This window comes from Aliihoeflea sp. (genome assembly GCF_052435475.1).
Lineage (GTDB): Bacteria > Pseudomonadota > Alphaproteobacteria > Rhizobiales > Rhizobiaceae > Aliihoeflea.
This window is the reverse complement of record NZ_JBQVMV010000019.1, coordinates 1-19,976: the sequence shown is the minus strand read 5'-3', so window position 1 is coordinate 19,976 and position 19,976 is coordinate 1. Positions and strand designations below refer to the sequence as shown.

The window sequence follows — 19,976 nt, the reverse complement described above, 5'->3', positions numbered from 1 at the left end:
CGGCTAGTTCCCAGCTGCCGCCATGCGTCGTCCCGAGATGGCCTTCTCCAGCCAGCCGACCTGCATCTCCGGAACGGAGGAGAGGAGGAGCTGGGTGTAGTCGTCGAAGGGTGGTTCGAGGACTTTCGACTTCGGGCCGTAGCGCACCACCTCGCCGCGATACATGACGGCGATGGAATCGGCGATGGCGCGGACGGTCGCGATGTCGTGGGTGATGAAGAGGTAGGAGACCTGCTCCTGCTTTTGCAGTTCCAACAGCAGCTTGAGGATGCCGTTGGCGACCAGCGGATCGAGCGCGCTGGTCACCTCGTCACAGATGATCAGCTTCGGATCGGCGGCGAGCGCGCGGGCGATGCAGACGCGCTGCTTCTGGCCGCCGGATAGTTCGGCCGGATAGCGATCGGCGAAGCCGCGGCCCATCTCGATTTTTTCGAGGAGTTCATTAACGCGGCGGTCGCGCTCAGTGCCGCGAAGGTTGAAGTAGAACTCGAGCGGGCGGCCGATGATCGTCGCGACGGTCTGGCGCGGGTTCATCGCGACGTCCGCCATCTGGTAGATCATCTGCAGTTCGCGCAGATCCTCTTTGCTGCGGTCGGCAAGGCGGGCGGGCAGTTCGCGCCCGTCGAAGGTGATCGTGCCTTCCTTCGGCGGCAGAAGCCCAGTGATGGCGCGCGCGAGCGTCGATTTGCCGGAACCGGACTCGCCGACGACGGCCAGCGTCTGGCCCGGGCGGATATCGACCGTGACGTTCTTCAGGACGTTGATGTGGCCGCCACCATAGGCGGCCGTGACATTCTTCACCGACAGGAGCGGCGTGCCTTCCGGTGCGTGTTCGTCGTGCTCGACATGGTGGGCGGCGACGAGCTGCTGCGTATAGGTCTCGCGCGGCTGGTCGATGATCTGGCGCGTGTCGCCCCATTCCACGGTCTTGCCATGGCGCAGCACCATGATCTCGTCGGAGACCTGCGCGACGACGGCAAGGTCGTGCGTGATGTAGAGCGCGGCGACGCCGGTCGCGGCAATGGCTTCCTTGATGGCGGCGAGGACGTCGATCTGTGTCGTCACGTCGAGCGCGGTCGTCGGCTCGTCGAAGATGATGAGGTCCGGCTCGGAGCAGAGTGCCATCGCCGTCATCACGCGCTGGAGCTGGCCGCCGGAGACCTGATGCGGGTAGCGCTTGCCGATGTTCTCCGGGTCGGGCAGCGAGAGTTTGCGGAACAATTCGACGGCGCGCGCCTCGGCCTCGCGGCGCGAGGAGACGCCGTGCTTTAGCGTCGCCTCGACCACCTGGTCCATCAGCCGGTGGGCAGGATTGAAGGCGGCTGCGGCGGACTGCGCGACATAGCAGACTTCGCGGCCGCGCAGGCGGCGCACCTTGCGGTTGCCCTCCTTCAGGATGTCGCGGCCGTTGACGATGACTTCGCCGCCGGTGATCCGCACGCCGCCGCGGCCATAGGCCATGGGCGAGAGGCCGATGGTGGACTTGCCGGCGCCGGATTCGCCGATCACGCCGAGCACCTTGCCCTTGTGCAGTGTCAGCGAGACGCCGTCGACGATGGTGATGTCGTGCGGGTCCTCGTCCGGCGGATAGACGGTCGCCTCGATCTTCAGATTGCGGATCTCGAGCAGCGGCGCGCCCTTGAGATGGATCGGTTCCTCAGGCATTGCCGCGCCCTCCCTTCAAATCGGTGGTGCGGTTCAAGATCCAGTCTGCGACGAGATTGACCGAGATCGCCAGCGCGGCGATGGCGCCGGCGGGGATCAGCGCGGCCGGTATGCCGAAGACGATGCCTTCGCGGTTTTCGCGCACCATGCCGCCCCAGTCCGCATCCGGCGGCTGGACGCCGAGGCCGAGGAAGGAGAGGGCCGACAGGAACAGCACCGCGTAGATGAAGCGCAGGCCGAGTTCGGAGACGAGCGGCGACAGCGCGTTGGGCAGGATTTCGCGGAAGATGATCCAGCGTGTGCCTTCGCCGCGCAGCTTGGCCGCCTCGACGAAATCCATGACGTTGATGTCGACCGCGACCGCGCGCGACAGGCGGTAGACACGGGTGGAATCCAGAATGCCCATGACGAGGATCAGGATCGGGATGGTCGAGGGCAGGACGGACAGGACGACGAGGCCGAAAATCAGCGTCGGGATCGACATCAGGAGGTCGACGAAGCGCGACATCAGCGTGTCGAACCAGCCGCCGATGACCGCCGCCATGAAGCCGAGGATCGAGCCGAGCGTGAAGGCGAGCGCGGTGGAGGCGACGGCGATGAAGACCGTGATCCGGGCGCCATAAATCATGCGCGAGAGGAGGTCGCGGCCCAGATTGTCCGTGCCGAGCCAGTATTGCGCCGAGGACGGCTCCCACACCCCGCCAAGGACGCGCGAGCCGGGATAGGGTGCGATCCACGGGGCAAAGATGGCGACGAAGAGCAGGACGACCGTGACGAAAAGGCCGATCGCCGCACCGATGGGCATGCGCTTGAACATCATCGCGTCACCTCCGGTGCCTGAGGCGCGGATTGGCGAGGATCGCCACGATGTCCGCGATGAGATTGAGGCCGATATAGACGGCGGCGAAGATCAGCCCGACCGCCTGCACAACCGGCACGTCGCGCTTGGAGACGTGGTCGACGAGATATTGCCCCATGCCCGGATAGACGAAGATCACCTCGATCACGACGACGCCGACGACGAGGAAGGCAAGGTTCAGCATCACGACGTTGACGATGGGCGCGATCGCGTTGGGGAAGGCGTGCTTGCGGATGATCTCGAAGAGCGACAGGCCCTTCAGCTCCGCGGTCTCGATATAGGCCGACTGCATGACGTTGAGGATCGCCGCGCGGGTCATGCGCATCATGTGCGCGAGGACGACGAGCGTCAGCGCGGTTGCCGGCAGCGCGATAGCACGCATTCGGTCAGCGAAGGGCATGGTGTCGTAGACGGTAGACACGCTGGGAAACCAGCCGAGGCGGACGGCAAAGAAATACATCAGCACGTAGCCGATGAAGAATTCGGGCAGCGAGGTCGCCGAGAGGGCAAGGCCGGAGATCGTCTTGTCGACGAAGCCGTTGCGATAGCGCACGGCGACGAGGCCGAGCAGGATTGCCAGCGGCACCGAGACGATGGCGGCCCAGAAGGCGAGGAAGAGCGTGTTCTTCAGGCGCGGCCAGATGGACGTCGCGATGTCCATGCGGTTGGACAGCGCCGTGCCGAGGTCGCCCGTCAGGACGCCGCCGAGCCAGGTGAAATAGCGGATATAGGCCGGGTCGTTGAGGCCGAGTTCGCGGCGCAAATTTTCCAGCGCCTGCGGTGTCGCCGCCTGGCCGAGGATCGACTGAGCGACGTCCCCCGGCAGGATTTCGGTGCCGAGGAAGATCAGCACCGAAACCGCCAGGAGGAGAAGGATGCCCAGCGCGATGCGCTGGGCGATGAGTGTCAGTACCGGGTGTGCCCCCACGTTCCGCCCCGATCAGGCCTGGTCGAGCCAGACGCGGGTCGCCGCCCTCAGATTGGACGTCTCGTGGTTGGGGTCCTGCACCCAGCCCTGGACCTCCTCGCGGCGTGCGTCGAGGAAATCGTTGAACATCGGCAGGATCAGGCCGCCATCGTCGCGCACCTTGGTCGCCGCCTCGCGGTACATCTCGCCGCGCTTGGTGTCGTCGAGTTCGGCGCGCGCGGTGCGGATGAGGGTGTCGAAGCCCTCGTCGAAGAACCGGGTGTCGTTCCAGTCGGCGCCGGTGATGTAGGCGGTCGAATACATCGAATCCTGTGTCGGGCGACCGCCCCAGTAGGAGGCGCAGAAGGGCTGGGCGTTCCAGACTTCCGTCCAGTAGCCGTCGCCCGGCTCGCGCTGGACCTGAATCTCGATGCCGGCGGCCTGCGCCTGCTGCTGGTAGAGCTGGGCCGCGTCGACGGCGCCGGGGAAGGCGACTTCGGACGTGCGCAGGAGGACGGGGCCCGAATGGCCCGACTTCTTGTAGTGGAAGGCGGCCTGCTCGGGATCGTAGGCGCGCTGCTCGATGCCTTCCGGATAAAGCGCGTAGGAGGGCGAGATCGGGAAGTCATTGCCGATCGAGGCGTGGCCGGCGAGAATCTGCTCGACCATCTGCTCGCGGTCGATGGCGAGCTTCAGCGCCATCCGCAGGTCCGCATTGTCGAACGGCGCGGTATTGCAGTGCATGATGAAGACGTAGTGGCCCTTTGAGGGCACGCTTTCGATATGCACGCCCGGCATGCGCGCCAGAAGCGCGACGGTGCGCGGCTCGACGCGGTTGATGATGTGGACCTGGCCGGACTGCAGCGCCGACGTACGCGCCGTGGCGTCGTTCATCACGACGACCTCGACCGAGGCCACGTGGCCGATCTCGTCGCTCCAATAGCCGTCATATTTGGTCGCGACGTGGCGGATGCCGGGCTCGTTGACCTCGACCTTGTAGGGCCCTGTGCCGATGCCCGCCGATGGATCGTCATAGCCGCCATTGGGCTGGATCACGAGGTGGTAGTCGGTCAGGAGCAGCGGCAGGTCGGCATTGCCCGAGCCCAGCTTGAAGACAACGTTGTCGCCGTCGATCGAGATGTCCTCGATGTCGCGCAGAACTCCGAGCGCAGCGGATTCCGTCGCCTCGTCGGAATGGCGGCGGATCGTCTGGGCGACATCTTCCGGGGTCATTTCCTTGCCATTGTGGAAGGTGACGCCCTTGCGGATCTTGAAGCGCCATTCCATCGCATCGTCGGACGATTCCCAGGATTCGGCCAGAACAGGCTGCGGGGAGCCGTCCTGCGGCGACTGGAGAACGAGAAGCTCGCCCCAGGTCGAGCCGAAATTCTGAGGCACCTGGGTCAGCCACTGGGCGGGGTCGAGGCTGTTGGTGGATTCACCGCCCTGCAGGCCCATGCGCAGGTCGCCGCCCTTTTGCGGTCCCTGCGCGCGCGCCGCGCCGATCAGCAGCGAGTTGGCGAATGTCGAGGTGACGCCGAGCGCGGCCGCGCGGCCGAGAAAATCGCGACGGTTCAGCTTGCCGCGCGCGACATAGCGGCTCAAAAATTCCAGTTCTTTCGACATTGCCCGTTCCTCATTCGATCGATTGATCCGAACCCATTGAGCGGACCCGTTGGCGGGTCTCGTTGGGTAAGGATATTGACGGCATCATGCGACATTTCACATGGCCGTTTGCGACATTGAATGGCGTAATTGGTTTCGCCTGAGACGAGGCGAACTATAGCCACCCTCGCCGCGGGATCAACCGCGAAGGGAAAATTCGTGAGGATTTGCCGATAGTTGGGCGCCGAGCGCCCTCACTGGTCTATCAATTGAGCGGGATGTCGTTGGCGTCCTTCGACGCCTGATAGACTTGCGAAAGCGTGTCGTAGCGGGCTGCGATGCGGGCCGCGCGGGCCGTCAGTTCCGACCTGTCGCGCTCGTCCATCGCGGCGATTTCGCGCCGGATGGAATGACTTTTCCAGTAGGCGTTCTCGGTCCGGTAACCGCCCGGCTCAAGCCCGAAGACCTCGTTCAGGATCTTCAGATCGTGGGGAATGGCGAAGCTGTCGCGCGAATCCTCGTGGCTGAAGAAATAGTGGAAATTGTCGAAGCCCGCCCAGGTGATGGCAGACAGGCAGAGCGAGCAGGGTTCGTGCGTCGAGAGGAAGATGCAGTCCTTCGTGTCGGGCCGCTCCGCCTTCGGCAGCTCGTAGAAGCGCTTCATGGCGTGCATCTCGCCGTGCCAGAGCGGATTTTCCATCTCGTTGTTGGTCTCGGCGATCACCACGGACAGGTCCGACTTGCGCAGGATCGCGGCGCCGAAAATCTTGTTGCCGGCCGCAACGCCGGCTTCCGTTTTCGGCACGATGTCGTCTTCGATCACGTCGAACAGGCGGTGGATCAGCGTTGCGCTCATGGCTGGAAGCCTTCTGGCAGGCGGATTTCCCACGGCTCCTCGAAGAAGAATTCCTCGAGGTTGGTGCCGTCGCCGCCGCGGTCGACGACGATGAAATCCTGGTTCTGCCCGACCGGCGTCAGGACGGCGTGCCACGTGTTGCGGTGATAGTTGATGCCCTGGCCGGGCGCCGTGACGAAGGCGTGCGGCTCGCCGGGGCCGTCATTCGTGTCGTGGCAGACGACCACGAGGAACGGGCGCTGGTCGAGCGGCATGAAGATCTGGCTGCCGAAGGGATGGCGCTCGACCATCTTGAGCGTCAGCGGAAACGCGTAGGGCGTGCCGCGGGCGATGGAGACGAGCACGCGCGCATTCGGGCCCATCGCCTCGACCTTGGCAAGGTCGTGATAGCGCTCGCACTTGCCGTCGTTGATCGGGAAGTGGTTGTCGCCGGAGGTGTCGAGGACGTCGCCGAAGGGGGAGAAGGCTTCGCGGGTGAGGGGGAGGGCGGTGATTGGCGCAACCATATCAGAATGCCCTTCCCAGCTTCATATGCCGGTTCACATCCTTGTAGAGCAGATACCGGAACCGGCCCGGCCCGCCTGCATAGCAGGCCTGCGGGCAGAAGGCGCGGAGCCACATGTAGTCGCCGGCCTCCACCTCCACCCAATCCTTGTTGAGCTTGTAGACCGCCTTGCCTTCGAGCACGTAGAGGCCGTGCTCCATGACATGCGTTTCCTCGAACGGGATCAGCCCGCCGGGCTCGAAGGTGACCACCGTCACGTGCATGTCGTGGCGCAGGTCCGCAGGGTCGACGAAGCGCGTCGTCGCCCATGTGCCGCCGGTATCGGGCATCGGGGTGGGCGCGATGTCTTTTTCGTTGAGGAAGAGCGGGTCGGGCGCGTCGAGGCCTTCCACGAAGTCATACGCCTTGCGGACCCAGTGGAAGCGGGCGACGTCCTTGCCGTCATTCCTGACAGTCCAGCCGCTCGCGGGCGGCAGGTATGCGTAGCCGCCGGGCGTCAGGATGTGGGCCTCGCCGTCGAACGTCACCGTGATCTCGCCCTCGACGACGAAGAACACGCCCTCGGCGTCGGCTTCCGGCTCGGGCTGGTCCGAACCGCCGCCCGGCTGCACTTCCATGATGTATTGCGAAAACGTCTCGGCGAAACCGGAGAGCGGGCGCGAGAGGACCCAGAGCCGCGTCTTGTTCCAGAACGGCAGATAGCTCGTCACGATGTCGCTCATGACGCCCTTCGGGATGACCGCATAGGCCTCGGTAAAGACGGCGCGGCCGGTGTGGAGCTCAGTCTGCGCCGGCAGGCCACCGGTGGGTGCGTAATAGGTTCGCTCGGTCATTGGGGCAGGATGTCCTTCAGCCGCAGATAGGCGATGCGCTCGACCTGCTTGCAGGCCGTCGTGAATTCGGCGTCGCGGTCGTTGGCGATGCGGCGCTGGAAAGCCTCGAGGATCGACGCCTTGGTGTTGTCCTTGACGGCAATGATGAACGGGAAGCCGAATTTGTCGACATAGGCGTCGTTCAGTTCGATGAAGGTCGCGCGCTCCGCGTCGGTCAGGGCGTCGAGACCGGCTGAGGCTTGTTCCCTGGTCGATTCTTCGGTGAGCCGCTTGGCCTGCGCCAGTTTGCCCGCAAGGTCGGGGTGGGCCTGCAGGACGCCGAGGCGCTCCGCCTCGCTTGCCGAGCGGAACATCCGCGCCAGTGCGTTGTGCAGGCCGCCCGCGCTGTCATGGGCCGGGCCGAGTTCGAGGTCGAAGGCGCGCTCCGCGATCCAGGGCGAATGCTCGAAGATCGATCCGAAGCGCGAGACGAACTCGTCGCGCGCCATGCGGCTCGGGCGCAGCGCATGCGGCGCGTATGGATTGTTCGCGGCCCAATGTTCGGCGATGTCGATGCGGCGCGCGACCCATGCCTTGTCGTGGCTCTTCACATAGTCGACGAAGCGCTTCAGCGCCGCCACGCGCCCCGGCCGGCCGACGAGCCGGCAGTGCAGGCCAATGCTCATCATGGAAGGTCGGCCCGCTTCGCCTTCTGCATAATGCGTGTCGAACGCGTCCTTCAGATAGGCGAAGAACTGGTCGCCCGAATTGAAGCCCTGCGGCGTCGCGAAGCGCATGTCGTTGGCGTCGAGCGTATAGGGGATGACGAGTTGCGGATCGCTCGCGCGGCCCTGTCCGTCATGGTCGAGCCAGTAGGGCAGGTCGTCGTCATAGGTGTCGGAAATCCAGGTGAAGCCGCCTTCCTGCGCGGCCAGCTTCACGGTGTTGACCGAGGTGCGGCCGACATAGAGGCCCTTCGGGCGCTCGCCGACGACTTCCGTGTGAAGCCGGATGGCTTCAGCGAGATCGGCGCGCTCGGCCTCTTCCTCGTGGTCGCGGTAGTCGATCCATTTCAATCCGTGCGAGGCGATTTCCCAGCCCGCGTCCTGCATTGCTGCCACCTGGTCCGGCGATCTGGCCAGCGCGTCGGCCACGCCGTAGACAGTCACCGGCAGGCCGGCCTCGGTGAAGAGGCGATGGAGCCGCCAGAAGCCGGCGCGCGCGCCGAACTCGTAGATCGATTCCATGTTCCAGTGGCGCTTGGCTGGCCACGGCGCCGCGCCGACGATTTCCGACAAGAACGCCTCTGAGGCGGCGTCGCCATGGAGGACGCAGTTTTCGCCGCCTTCCTCGTAGTTGACGACGAAGGACACCGCCACATGCGCACCGCCCGGCCAGTTCGCCTTCGGCGGATTGGCGCCATAGCCGCACATGTTGCGGACATATCGCTTCGGCTCGGTCATCGACGTCTCCCCTGACATGTTCAGGATAAGCGCGGATCGATGCGCCTATTCCCGGCGAAAAATTTGAAAGTCTTTTTGTGGCCGCTCGCCTCCAGAGGGCTTATGACTTGCCTTAGGATCACCGACAATGGCTCAATAACAACAAAGAGGTGCTCGCAAATGGCCAGTGGCGGAGGACGACTGACGACGCATGTGCTCGATACCGCATCGGGCCGGCCGGCTGCGGGGCTGAAGATCGCGCTCTACAGGCTCGATGGGGATGACCGCGCGCATGTGAAGTCCGTCACCACCAATGCGGACGGCCGCTGCGACGCGCCGCTGCTCGAAGGCGCGGACTTCGCGCCGGGGCAGTACGAGCTGGTGTTTGCGGCAGGCGACTATCTGCGCGCTTCCGAGGTGATCCTGCCCGATCCCGCCTTCCTCGACGAAGTGCCGATCCGCTTCGGAATGGCGGAGACGTCGCATTATCATGTGCCGCTCCTGATCTCGCCTTACGGCTATTCGACGTATCGGGGGAGTTGAGGGTTGATGACGATGTGTATGCTCTACGTTGCCCCCCTCTGTCCTGCCGGACACCTCCCCCGCATGGGGGGAGATCACGCGCGTCATCCATGCAGGCGAATCTCCCCCCTCGCGGGGGAGATGTCCGGCAGGACAGAGGGGGGCGCGAAGGGGCGCAGCCGTAAACCGAACGAGGTCGCGAATTGACCCGCCCTCACCTCCGCTTCCTCCTCAACGGCGAGGAAATCACCCTGACCGACCTCCGCCCCGACGCGACGCTGCTCGATTTCCTGCGTCTCGACCGCGCGCTGAAGGGCACCAAGGAAGGCTGCGCGGAAGGTGATTGCGGCGCATGCACGGTGCTCGTCGGGCGCCTGGCCAGCGACAGGCTCGTCTATGAAGGCGTCAATGCCTGCATCCGGTTCACCGGGTCGCTCGACGGCTGCCATGTCGTCACCATCGAGCATCTGCGCGGTGCGGGTGGCGGGCTTCACCCGGTGCAGCAGGCGATGGTGGATTTCCACGGCTCGCAGTGCGGCTTCTGCACGCCGGGCTTCGTGATGTCGCTCTACGCGCTGTGGATGCGCGAGCCGAACCCGTCCGACGCGACCATCGAAAAGGCGCTGCAGGGGAATCTCTGCCGCTGCACCGGCTACGAGGCGATCATGCGCGCGGCACGTGCCATTTCGTCTTATGGCGAAGCAGGCCGCGACCCGCTCGTCGCCGAGCGCGCGGAGGTGATCGCCAGGCTGAATGCCATGCGCGACGGTGCGCGCGTCGAGATCGGCGCGGGCAAGGATCGGCTCGTCGTGCCTGCGACGGTCGATGACCTCGCGGCCGTGTTCGAAGCCGAACCGCATGCGCGCATCGTCGCCGGCTCCACAGATGTCGGCCTGTGGGTCACCAAGTATTTCCGCGATATCTCGCCGGTCGTCTTCATCGGTGGGCTCGACGCGTTGCGGCAGGTGTCGGAGACGGACGGCACGATCACGATCGGCGCCGGCGTCAGCTACACGGACGCCTATGCGGCGCTCGCGACACGCATTCCCGCGCTGCGGCCACTTCTCGACCGGATCGGCGGCGACCAGGTGCGCAACATGGGCACGATCGGCGGCAACATCGCCAACGGCTCGCCGATCGGCGACACGCCGCCGCCCTTGATCGCGCTCGGCGCGTCGGTGACGCTGCGCAAGGGCGCGGCGCGCCGGACGATCGCGCTCGAGGATTTCTTCATCGATTACGGCAAGCAGGACCGCGCGCCCGGCGAGTTCGTTGAGGCGATCCATGTACCTGTGCCGGATGCCGGATCGCTGTTTGCCCTCCATAAGGTCACCAAGCGCCGCGACGAGGACATAACGGCCGTGCTCGGGGCCTTCCACCTGACGATTAAGGGCGGCACGGTAATCTCGGCCCGCATCGCCTATGGCGGAATGGCAGCGACGCCGAAGCGGGCGAGGGCTGTTGAGGCGACGCTCGTCGGGAAGGCGTGGACGATGGAGACGATCGAGGCGGCGATGGCGGTCTATGCGCAGGACTTCCAGCCGATTTCAGATATGCGCGCGAGCGCTGACTATCGGATGATGTCGGCCAAGAATCTGCTGATGCGGGTGTTTCTGGAAAGTTCGGGTGAGACGGTGACCGTCTCGCGGCATGAGGCTGCTTGACATGCATACGCCCTACGTTGCCCCCCTCTGTCCTGCCGGACATCTCCCCCGCGAGGGGGGAGATCAGTTTCGTCGTCGACACCGCGTGATCTCCCCCCATGCGGGGGAGATGTCCGGCAGGACAGAGGGGGGCGCGACGGATCGCAACGCTTCCGGGGCAGGCCGATGAACAAGCACGCCCAGCCCGACCTCACCGCAGCCGCCATCAAGGGTGGGGTCGCGACTGACCAGCGGCATGATTCCGCCGCCAAGCACGTCACCGGCACTGCCGTCTATATCGATGACATCGCCGAGCCGGCGGGAACCCTGCATGGGTGTCTTGGCCTCTCGACCATCGCGCACGGCGCGGTCAAAGCCATCGACCTCGATGCGGTTCGTTCCGCACCGGGCGTCGTCGCGGTGCTCACCGGCCATGACGTGCCCGGTGTCAACGACATCTCGCCGACCGGCCGGCATGACGAGCCGGTGCTGGCAACGGAAAAGGTCGAGTTCTTCGGCCAGCCGCTCTTCGCCGTCATCGCCGAAACGCGCGAGGCTGCGCGGCGGGCGTGCAGATTGGCGAAGATCGAGTACGACGCGCTGCCCTTCACCACGGACATCGGCAACCTGGATGCGAAGTCGGGCAAGATGGTCGCGCCGCCGCTGACGCTCAAGCGCGGCGAAGCGGAACAGGCCATCGCGTCGGCGCCGCGCCGGCTCAAGGGCCGGATGCGCGTCGGCGGGCAGGATCATTTCTACCTCGAAGGGCACATCGCGCTCGCCATCCCCGGCGAGGATGACGACGTCACCGTCCATTCCTCGACCCAGCATCCGAGCGAAGTCCAGCACATGGTCGCGCACGCGCTCGGGGTCGCCTCGCACGCCGTCACGGTCGAGGTGCGGCGTATGGGCGGCGGGTTCGGCGGCAAGGAGACGCAGTCGAACCAGTTCGCCGCCATCGCGGCCATCGCAGCCAAGAAGCTGAAGCGCCCGGTGAAGATCCGCCCCGATCGCGATGACGACATGATCGCCACGGGCAAGCGTCACGATTTCCTGATCGACTACGAGGTCGGCTTCGACGAGGATGGCACGATCCGCGGCGTCGACTACACCTATGCCGCGCGCTGCGGCTTCTCGTCGGACCTGTCCGGTCCCGTCACCGACCGCGCGCTTTTCCACTGCGACAACGCCTATTTCTACCCGGCGGTCCATGCGCAGTCCGCGCCGCTCTACACCAACACGGTCTCGAACACCGCATTTCGCGGTTTCGGTGGCCCGCAGGGCATGATGGGGGCCGAGCGCGTCATCGACGAGATCGCGTTCGCGTTGGCTAAGGACCCGCTCGAAATCCGCAAGGCGAATTTCTACGGAACGACAGACCGCAACGTTACGCCGTACCACCAGACCGTCGAGGACAATATCGTCCATCGGATCGTCGAGGAACTGGAAGCCTCCAGCGATTATCAGCGGCGACGCGAGGAGATCGCCGCGTTCAACGCCCAAAGCCGGATCGTCAAGCGCGGCCTCGCGCTGACGCCGGTCAAGTTCGGCATCTCCTTCACCGCCACGCATTTCAACCAGGCGGGCGCGCTGGTGCATGTCTATACGGACGGCTCGGTGCACCTGAACCATGGCGGCACGGAGATGGGGCAGGGGCTCTATGTCAAGGTCGCGCAGGTGGTGGCCGAAGAGTTCCAGATCGACATCTCGAACGTGAAGATCACTGCGACGACGACGGGCAAGGTGCCGAACACTTCTGCGACGGCGGCTTCGTCCGGCACGGATTTGAACGGCATGGCGGCGCAGAACGCCGCGCGCCAGATCAAGGATCGGCTGTGCGATTTCGCGTCCGAGAAATACGGCCTGCCGAAGGACCAGATCGTCTTCCTGCCCAACCGTGTGCGGATCGGCAACCAGGAAATTCCCTTCGCCGACCTCGTCAAGCAGGCCTATATGGCGCGCATCCAGCTCTCCGCCGCCGGTTTCTACAAGACGCCGAAAATCCACTGGGATCGCGACAAGGGCGAGGGGCGGCCGTTCTATTATTTCGCCTATGGCGCGTCGTGTTCGGAAGTCGCTATCGACACGCTGACCGGAGAATATGTCGTCGAGCGCACCGACATCCTGCACGAGACGGGCCGCTCCCTGAACCGGATCATCGACCTCGGCCAGATCGAGGGCGGGTTCGTGCAGGGTATGGGCTGGCTGACGACGGAAGAACTCGTCTGGGACGACAAGGGGCGGCTCAGAACGCACGCGCCCTCGACCTACAAGATCCCGCTCACCTCGGATCGGCCGAAGATCTTCAACGTGACGCTGGCGGATTGGCCGGAGGCGCATGAGCCGACGGTGCACCGCTCCAAAGCCGTCGGCGAGCCGCCTTTCATGCTGGCGATGTCGGTGTTCCATGCGCTCTCGGATGCGGTGGCGAGCGTCGGCGGGCACAAGGTGTTTCCCGCGCTTGATGCGCCGGCAACGCCGGAGCGGGTGTTGATGGCGGTGGAGCGGGTGCGAAAGGTTGCGGGTGGCTAGCCGGATGCGAATGCGCGCGGACAGGCTATAGAACAGCGATGCTTATGATCCTTCACGCCCCCCTCTGTCCTGCCGGCCCACACCCCCGCAAGGGGGGAGATTATTCTCGTCGCCGACATAGCGTGATCTCCCCCCTTGCGGGGGAGATGGCCGGCAGGACAGAGGGGGGCAACGTAGGGCCCGACGCCTCCCAATCAGGGCGCGCTGCATGACCATCGTCGCAAGCTTCCTCTCCACCCACCCCGACCTTGCCCTCGTCGAGGTCCGCTCCGCCGTCGGCTCCACCCCGCGCGAAGCCGGGGCGTGGATGCTGGTCTCGCCGACCGCCATCTTCGGCACGATCGGCGGCGGGCAGCTCGAATTCATGGCGATCGACCGCGCGCGGGAGATGATCGCCGCAGCAGGCCCGACAACCGACCTTCTCGATATCCCCCTCGGGCCCGAGATCGGCCAGTGCTGCGGCGGGCGGACCGAGATCGACATCGTGCTCGTCGATGCCGAACTGCGCGCCGCGATCACGAAGCGGACCGAGCGAGAAGAAGCGATGCAGCCGCACGTGCTGCTCTTCGGCGGCGGCCATGTCGGCCATGCGCTGGCGGCGGCGCTCGCGCTCATGCCGGTGCACGTCACCATCGTCGAAACGCGCGCCGATGCGCTCGACGGAATGCCGGAGAAGATAGCGACGAAGCTCACCCCGGTTCCCGAAGAAACCGTTCGCGACGCGCCTGCCGGCTCCGCTTTCGTTGTCCTGACACACGACCACGCGCTCGATTTCCTGATCGTTGCCGAGGCACTGAAGCGCAGTGATGCTGCCTATGTCGGGATGATCGGGTCGAGGACCAAGCGGGCGACGTTCAAGAGCTGGTATCTGAAGGAGGCCGGCGGATCGGAGGCCGACCTTGAGCGCCTCGTCTGCCCGATCGGCGGCTCGGCGGTGAAGGACAAGCGCCCCGCCATCATTGCGGCGATGGCGACGGCAGAGATTTCGGCCACGCTTTTCAGCGCGGCTTCATGATGTCGCGGATGAGGCGCTGGCAGCGCTCGGCCATGAAATCGAGCAGCAGCCGCACCTTGGGGTCCTGAAACTTGCGGTGCGGATAGACCGCCGCAAGCTGTACCGGGGTCGGCGGCGTTTCGGGCAGGATGACCTTGAGCCGCCAGTCGCGGATGAAGGGTTCGACCTCGAAGCGCGGCTTCATGACGATGCCGCGCCCGGACAGGGCCCAACTCGTCAATACGTCGCCATCGTCGGAATCGAACGGCCCGCGCACGTCGAATTTCTGGACGCCCTCGGCGGTCTGCAGCGGCCAGTAGAATTCGCGCGCGCCGGGAAAGCGCAACAGCAGGCAGTCGTGGCGCTGGTCGATCAGGTCCTGCGGGGTCTGCGGTTCGCCGCGCGCTTCAAGGTATTGTGGTGCGGCGACGAGGACGCGCTCGCAGTCCATGACGCCGCGCATCCGCAGGCTCGAATCCTCCAAATGGCCGAGCCGGAAGGCGACGTCGATACCTTCCTTCATCATGTCGACATTGTGGTCCGACAGGCGCAGCCGCACTTCGATGTCGGGATATCGGTCGTGAAAATCGGGAATGCCCGATGCGATCAGCCGGCGGCCGAGGCCAAGCGGCGCGGTAACGCGGATGGTGCCGCGCGGCTGGCCGGAAAGCGAGGTGACCGCGGCTTCCGCATCCGTCACCGCATCGAGCACCTTTTTGGCGCCGTCATAGAAGATGCGGCCGTGCTCGGTCGGCATCAATTGCCGCGTGGTGCGATTGAAGAGCCGCACGCCGAGGTGCTTTTCCAGTTCCTTGATGCGGTTGGAGGCGACGGCGGGCGAAATGCGCATGTCGCGCCCGGCGGCCGACAGATTGCCGAGTTCCACCACGCGCACGAAAACAGATACATTGTCCAGATAGGCCATTTCTCGCTCCCAAGCGTCAGCGGCCTAGCATTTTCGATTTTTTTTTGAAAGTCATCGCGTCGCTTCCCTCTTCCGCATTGAACCGTCACGCGTAAAGTCCGAGGCTGGGATTTGCCGAGGGCTCACACTTGTACGATTTTGCGATTTTCTGGGACTGGTTGAGCTTTGCCGCACGCTGGCTGCACGTCATCACCGCGATCGCGTGGATCGGCTCGTCCTTCTATTTCATCGCGCTCGATCTCGGCCTGCGCCGGCAGGGCCAGTTGCCGCCGGGCGTCAATGGCGAGGAGTGGCAGGTCCATGGCGGTGGTTTTTATCACATCCAGAAATACATGGTCGCGCCGCCCAACATGCCGGAGCACCTGATCTGGTTCAAATGGGAGAGCTACGCGACCTGGCTGTCGGGCTTCTTCCTGCTCGCCATCGTCTACTATGCCGGTGCCGATCTCTATCTGATCGACCGCAACGTTCTCGACGTCTCGGCGCCCGTCGCGATTCTGATCTCGATCGCATCGCTCGGCATCGGCTGGCTGATCTACGACCAGCTTTGCAAGTCGCCGCTGGACAACAACGACACGGCGCTGATGCTGATCCTCTATGGCGTGCTCGTCGCGATGGCGTGGGGTTATACGCAGCTCTTCACCGGGCGCGCCGCCTTCCTGCATCTGGGCGCTTTCACGGCGACGATCATGTCGGCCAACGTCTTCCTGATCATCATCCCGAACCAGAAGATCGTGGTCGCGGATTTGAAGGCCGGCCGCGCACCCGATCCGCAATACGGCAAGATCGCCAAGCAGCGTTCGACGCACAACAACTACCTGACGCTGCCCGTCATCTTCCTGATGCTGTCGAACCATTATCCGCTGGCCTACGCCACGGAATTCAACTGGGTGATCGCCTCGCTGGTGTTCATCATCGGCGTCCTGATCCGGCACTATTTCAACTCGGTGCATGCGGGCAAAGGCCAGCCGCACTGGACTTGGGGCGCATCGGCCGTGCTCTTCATCGTCATCATGTGGCTGTCGACCGTGCCGGCCGCCCTGACGGGCGAGCCGCGTGCCTCTGTCCGCGCGGAGACGCTGATGGCATCGACCCATTTCGACGCGGTGCGCGATACTGTCATGGGCCGCTGCGCCATGTGCCATGCGGCGGAGCCCGGCTGGGAAGGGATTTACCTCGCGCCGAAGGGCGTGCTGCTCGACGGCGAGGCGCAGATCGCCGAGCACGCACGCGAAATCTATCTCCAGGCCGGCCGCAGCCACGCAATGCCGCCCGGCAACGTCTCGGGCATGACCGACGACGAGCGCCGCCTGCTGGTCGCCTGGTTCGAGGGGCGCTGATGTCGACGCTTCTCCTGCGCGGGCGTCTGCTGTCCTTCCTCACCGAGCCCGAAAGTATCGAGGACCGCGCCTCTTATCGCTACGAGGAAGATGGCGGGCTTCTGATCCGCGACGGCAAGATCGCGGCGATGGGCGATTTCCATCTGGTATCGCGCGAGGCGGGCAAGGATGTCGCGATCGTCGATCATCGCCCGCATCTCATCCTGCCCGGCTTCATCGACACGCATGCGCATTTCCCGCAGATGCAGGTGATCGCCAGCTACGGCACCGAGCTTCTCGAATGGCTCAACAAGTACACGTTCCCGGAGGAGACGCGCTTTGCCGACCTCCAGCATGGGCGGCGCATCGCACGGCTTTTCCTCGACGAATTGATCCGGCAGGGCACGACGACGGTCGTCGCCTATTGCTCGGTCCACAAGGAGAGCGCGGACGCGTTCTTTGCCGAGGCGGAAAGCCGCGACATGCTGGTCGTCGGCGGCAAGGTGATGATGGATCGCAACGCGCCCGACGCGCTGACCGACACGCCGCAAACCTCCTATGACGACACGAAGGAGCTGATCGCGCGATGGCATGGCCGCGCGCGCGGCCACTATGCGATCACGCCGCGCTTTGCGATCACCTCCTCGCCCGAGCAGATGGAGATGGCGGGCGCGCTCGCCGCCGAGCGTCCCGGCCTCCATGTCCAGACGCATCTGTCCGAGAACCACGCTGAAATCGCCTTCACACAGGAGCTCTATCCCTGGTCGAAGGACTATACCGACATCTACGAGCACTACGGCCTCGCCGGCGCGAAGACGCTGTTCGGCCATTCGATCCATCTGTCGGAACGCGAGGCCGATGCGCTGTCGGACGCCGGCTCGATCGCCGTCTTCTGCCCGACCTCGAACCTCTTCCTCGGTTCCGGCCTGTTCGACTATCAGCGCTATCGCCGCCGCGCGAAGCCGCTGCGCATTTCGACGGCGACGGATGTCGGCGGCGGCACGAACTATTCGATGCTGCGCACGATGGACGAGGGCTACAAGATCATCGCGCTCAATGGCGAGAAGCTGAACCCACTCGCATCGTTCTGGCAGATCACGCTCGGCAACGCCAAGGCGCTATCTCTGGAAGAGAAGATCGGCACGCTCGACATCAGCACCGATGCCGACCTCGTCGTGCTAGATGCCAAGGCGACGCCGGCCATGCGGCTGCGCATGGAGCGGATCGAGACTCTGGCCGAAGAGCTGTTCTTGATGCAGACGATGGGCGATGACCGGACGGTGCGGGAGGTTTACGTGGCGGGCCAGCCGGCGAAGAGCGAGTTGGCGGGGTGAGGGTATCTGTGACGATTGCGCTCGACGTTGCCCCCCTCTGTCCTGTCGGACATCTCCCCCGCAGGGGGGGAGATCACGCGCTTCAACCTTTGCGACTAGCTGATCTCCCCCCTTGCGGGGGAGATGTCCGGCAGGACAGAGGGGGGCGCGAAGGATCGCATACGCTCCGCGGTGACTCGCGATGACCGACCCGCACACCCTCTTCACCTCCCTCTTCTCCGCCGCCGTCGCCGCCGCCGATCCCGAACGCACCATTGGCGACCACCTTCCCCCGCGCCCCAAGGGCCGAACGATCGTGATCGGCGCTGGCAAGGGCTCGGCGCAGATGGCGCGGGCGCTGGAGCGCGCCTGGGACAGGCCGCTCGAGGGCGTTGTCGTCACGCGTTACGGCTATGGCTGCGACTGCGAGCGCATCGAGATCATCGAGGCTGCGCACCCCGTCCCTGACGAAGCGGGGCTCAAGGCCGGGCAACGGCTGCTCGCTGCCGTAGCGGGCCTCACCGCCGACGACCTCGTCATCGCGCTCGTCTCGGGTGGCGGCTCGGCTCTGCTGCCCGCACCGCCCGCCAGCCTGACGCTCGCCGACGAGATCGAAGTCAACGAGGCGCTGCTTGCCTCCGGCGCGCCGATTTCGGCCATGAACACGGTGCGCAAGCACGTCTCGTGCATCAAGGGCGGGCGGCTTGCCGCGGCCGCGCACCCCGCGCGCGTCGTCTCGCTGATCGTCTCCGACATTCCCGGCGACAATCCCGCCCATGTCGCCTCGGGCCCGACGGTGCCGGATGGCGCGACGCGAACGGACGCGCTCTCGGTCGTCGACACCTATCGGTTGAAACTGCCGGACGCCGTCATGGTGCATATCCGCTCGCCCGCTGCCGATGCGCCGATGCCGGACGAGGCCCGCTTTGCCGGCAACGAGGTGCGCGTCATCGCATCGGCGGGGATTTCCCTCGAAGCAGCCGTCGCCGAGGCCAGGCGCCATGGCATCGAGGCCGTCATCCTCTCCGATGCGATCGAGGGCGAGGCACGGGAGGTGGGCAAGGTCCACGCGGCGATCGCCCGCGAGATCGCGCTGCGCGACCGGCCGTTCGCCAGGCCTGTCCTCCTCCTGTCGGGCGGCGAAACGACGGTGACGATTGCGCAGAAAGGCGGCCGGGGCGGGCGCAATACGGAATTCCTGCTGTCGCTCGCGCTCGGCATCGAGGGGTTGGCGGGCGTTCATGCGTTCGCGGCGGATACGGACGGGATCGACGGATCGGAGGCCAATGCCGGCGCGTTCGCTGATGGGACGACGGCGACGCGCCTACGTGGGCTGGGGCATGATCCGCGTGCTTTACTGGCACGGCATGACGCGTGGGCGGCGTTCGATGCGCTGGGGGATTTGTTCGCGCCGGGTCCGACGGGGACGAACGTCAATGATTTGCGGGCGGGTGTTGTCTTATAGGCGGAGCGAAGCACCCCCACTCCGGCCCTTCGGGCCACCTGCCGGGGCGAGCCGCGGGTCTCGCCCGTCCTTCGGACCCCCCTGCCCGGGGGGACTGTTCAACCCGGACTCTGAAGTCGCTTTCTGGCGAGGAAGATGTCGAGGGTGATCTCGAGCATGTTCTGGGACTTGGAAGCGCGCTTGGTTCGTCGGTTGAAGCGCGCGAGATTGTCTCGAAAGGAGGCGTTCGAGGACTCGATGAGGTGGGTCTGCGCCTTGGTCTGCTGGTGCGGTTCGCTTGCCCCGATGCGCTGGAAGGCGAGACGGTAGCAGGAGTTGGCATCGGTGAAGATGGCGCTGATCTGACCGACGGCCGCCTTGGCCAGCCTGTAGATGGCGATGGCGCTGTATACGCCCGTGTCACCGATATGGTAGGCGACCACCCGCCGGTGCTGGCGGCTGTAGGCCGTCCAGATCACCGCGCGGCGGGCTTTTTTTGGACGTAGGTGTAGATCTCGTCCATCTCGATCACGTCCGCCTTGCCGGTATCGGTCGGTAAAGCCTGGGCCAGCTTGGGCTGCATGGCCGCATGCTCCTTGCGAATCCAGTTCAGCACCGCAGCGGGCGATGCAC

Annotated in this window: 17 protein-coding genes; 7 read left to right on the top strand and 10 right to left on the bottom strand. The window is 65.2% G+C overall.

The window, feature by feature from the left end; translation table 11 throughout:
- Nucleotides 1-3: 3 nt before the first annotated feature.
- From ACT6QU_RS17165 to puuE, 8 genes are all read right to left on the bottom strand, one after another.
- Entirely contained in the window at nt 4-1,665 is a 1,662-nt protein-coding gene (locus ACT6QU_RS17165) for an ABC transporter ATP-binding protein (protein WP_444565502.1), read from the bottom strand.
- Nucleotides 1,658-2,485, bottom strand: coding sequence for an ABC transporter permease (locus ACT6QU_RS17160; RefSeq protein ID WP_444565503.1), 828 nt, complete (start codon nt 2,483-2,485; stop codon nt 1,658-1,660). Before ACT6QU_RS17160 ends, ACT6QU_RS17165 begins: the two co-directional genes overlap by 8 nt.
- 4 nt (nt 2,486-2,489) lie before the next feature.
- Nucleotides 2,490-3,452: an ABC transporter permease gene (locus tag ACT6QU_RS17155; RefSeq protein WP_024588590.1), complete on the bottom strand. Its 963-nt coding sequence runs from the start codon at nt 3,450-3,452 to the stop codon at nt 2,490-2,492.
- Nucleotides 3,453-3,464: 12 nt separating this feature from the next.
- Nucleotides 3,465-5,057, bottom strand: a complete 1,593-nt coding sequence (locus tag ACT6QU_RS17150; RefSeq protein ID WP_444565504.1) for an ABC transporter substrate-binding protein — start codon at nt 5,055-5,057, stop codon at nt 3,465-3,467.
- A gap of 244 nt (nt 5,058-5,301) precedes the next feature.
- Nucleotides 5,302-5,892 carry a deaminase gene (locus tag ACT6QU_RS17145; protein ID WP_444565505.1) on the bottom strand — a complete coding sequence of 197 codons (591 nt, stop codon included), beginning with the start codon at nt 5,890-5,892 and terminating at the stop codon, nt 5,302-5,304.
- The gene (locus ACT6QU_RS17140; RefSeq protein WP_444565506.1) at nt 5,889-6,398 is read right to left on the bottom strand and encodes an ureidoglycolate lyase; all 510 of its coding nucleotides are present in this window, start codon (nt 6,396-6,398) and stop codon (nt 5,889-5,891) included. The genes ACT6QU_RS17145 and ACT6QU_RS17140 overlap by 4 nt, the downstream gene beginning before the upstream one ends.
- A gap of 1 nt (nt 6,399) precedes the next feature.
- A complete protein-coding gene (locus ACT6QU_RS17135) occupies nt 6,400-7,230 on the bottom strand; it encodes a bifunctional allantoicase/(S)-ureidoglycine aminohydrolase (RefSeq protein ID WP_444565507.1) in 831 nt (276 codons plus the stop codon).
- Nucleotides 7,227-8,672: an allantoinase PuuE gene (gene puuE, locus ACT6QU_RS17130; protein ID WP_444565508.1), complete on the bottom strand. Its 1,446-nt coding sequence runs from the start codon at nt 8,670-8,672 to the stop codon at nt 7,227-7,229. Before puuE ends, ACT6QU_RS17135 begins: the two co-directional genes overlap by 4 nt.
- Before the next feature lie 159 nt (nt 8,673-8,831).
- Between puuE and uraH the strand changes: the two genes are divergently transcribed.
- From uraH to xdhC, 4 genes are all read left to right on the top strand, one after another.
- On the top strand, nt 8,832-9,194 hold the full coding sequence (uraH, locus tag ACT6QU_RS17125; protein WP_444565509.1) for a hydroxyisourate hydrolase: 363 nt from the start codon (nt 8,832-8,834) through the stop codon (nt 9,192-9,194).
- A gap of 182 nt (nt 9,195-9,376) precedes the next feature.
- Nucleotides 9,377-10,837 (top strand): xanthine dehydrogenase small subunit, encoded by a 1,461-nt coding sequence (gene xdhA / locus ACT6QU_RS17120; protein WP_444565510.1) that lies wholly within the window; start codon nt 9,377-9,379, stop codon nt 10,835-10,837.
- 165 nt (nt 10,838-11,002) lie between these two features.
- Nucleotides 11,003-13,348 carry a xanthine dehydrogenase molybdopterin binding subunit gene (gene xdhB, locus ACT6QU_RS17115; protein ID WP_444836711.1) on the top strand — a complete coding sequence of 782 codons (2,346 nt, stop codon included), beginning with the start codon at nt 11,003-11,005 and terminating at the stop codon, nt 13,346-13,348.
- 208 nt (nt 13,349-13,556) lie between these two features.
- The gene (gene xdhC / locus ACT6QU_RS17110; protein ID WP_444565607.1) at nt 13,557-14,363 is read left to right on the top strand and encodes a xanthine dehydrogenase accessory protein XdhC; all 807 of its coding nucleotides are present in this window, start codon (nt 13,557-13,559) and stop codon (nt 14,361-14,363) included.
- Here the strand turns inward: xdhC and ACT6QU_RS17105 are convergent.
- On the bottom strand, nt 14,347-15,267 hold the full coding sequence (locus tag ACT6QU_RS17105) for a LysR substrate-binding domain-containing protein (RefSeq protein ID WP_444565606.1): 921 nt from the start codon (nt 15,265-15,267) through the stop codon (nt 14,347-14,349). The two genes, xdhC and ACT6QU_RS17105, sit on opposite strands and share 17 nt — an antisense overlap.
- 128 nt (nt 15,268-15,395) lie before the next feature.
- On the opposite strand from ACT6QU_RS17105, the gene ACT6QU_RS17100 reads away from it, so the two are divergent.
- The 3 genes from ACT6QU_RS17100 to ACT6QU_RS17090 all read left to right on the top strand — a co-directional run bounded on the left by ACT6QU_RS17100 (nt 15,396) and on the right by ACT6QU_RS17090 (nt 19,364).
- Entirely contained in the window at nt 15,396-16,607 is a 1,212-nt protein-coding gene (locus ACT6QU_RS17100; protein ID WP_444565605.1) for a urate hydroxylase PuuD, read from the top strand.
- Nucleotides 16,607-17,920 carry a guanine deaminase gene (gene guaD / locus ACT6QU_RS17095; RefSeq protein ID WP_444565604.1) on the top strand — a complete coding sequence of 438 codons (1,314 nt, stop codon included), beginning with the start codon at nt 16,607-16,609 and terminating at the stop codon, nt 17,918-17,920. Before ACT6QU_RS17100 ends, guaD begins: the two co-directional genes overlap by 1 nt.
- Nucleotides 17,921-18,101: 181 nt before the next feature.
- Nucleotides 18,102-19,364 carry a glycerate kinase type-2 family protein gene (locus ACT6QU_RS17090; protein ID WP_444836986.1) on the top strand — a complete coding sequence of 421 codons (1,263 nt, stop codon included), beginning with the start codon at nt 18,102-18,104 and terminating at the stop codon, nt 19,362-19,364.
- A gap of 98 nt (nt 19,365-19,462) precedes the next feature.
- Here the strand turns inward: ACT6QU_RS17090 and ACT6QU_RS17085 are convergent, their stop codons facing one another.
- Complete coding sequence (locus ACT6QU_RS17085) at nt 19,463-19,951, bottom strand: IS1 family transposase (protein WP_444836987.1); 489 nt, start codon at nt 19,949-19,951, stop codon at nt 19,463-19,465.
- Nucleotides 19,952-19,976: the final 25 nt, after the last annotated feature.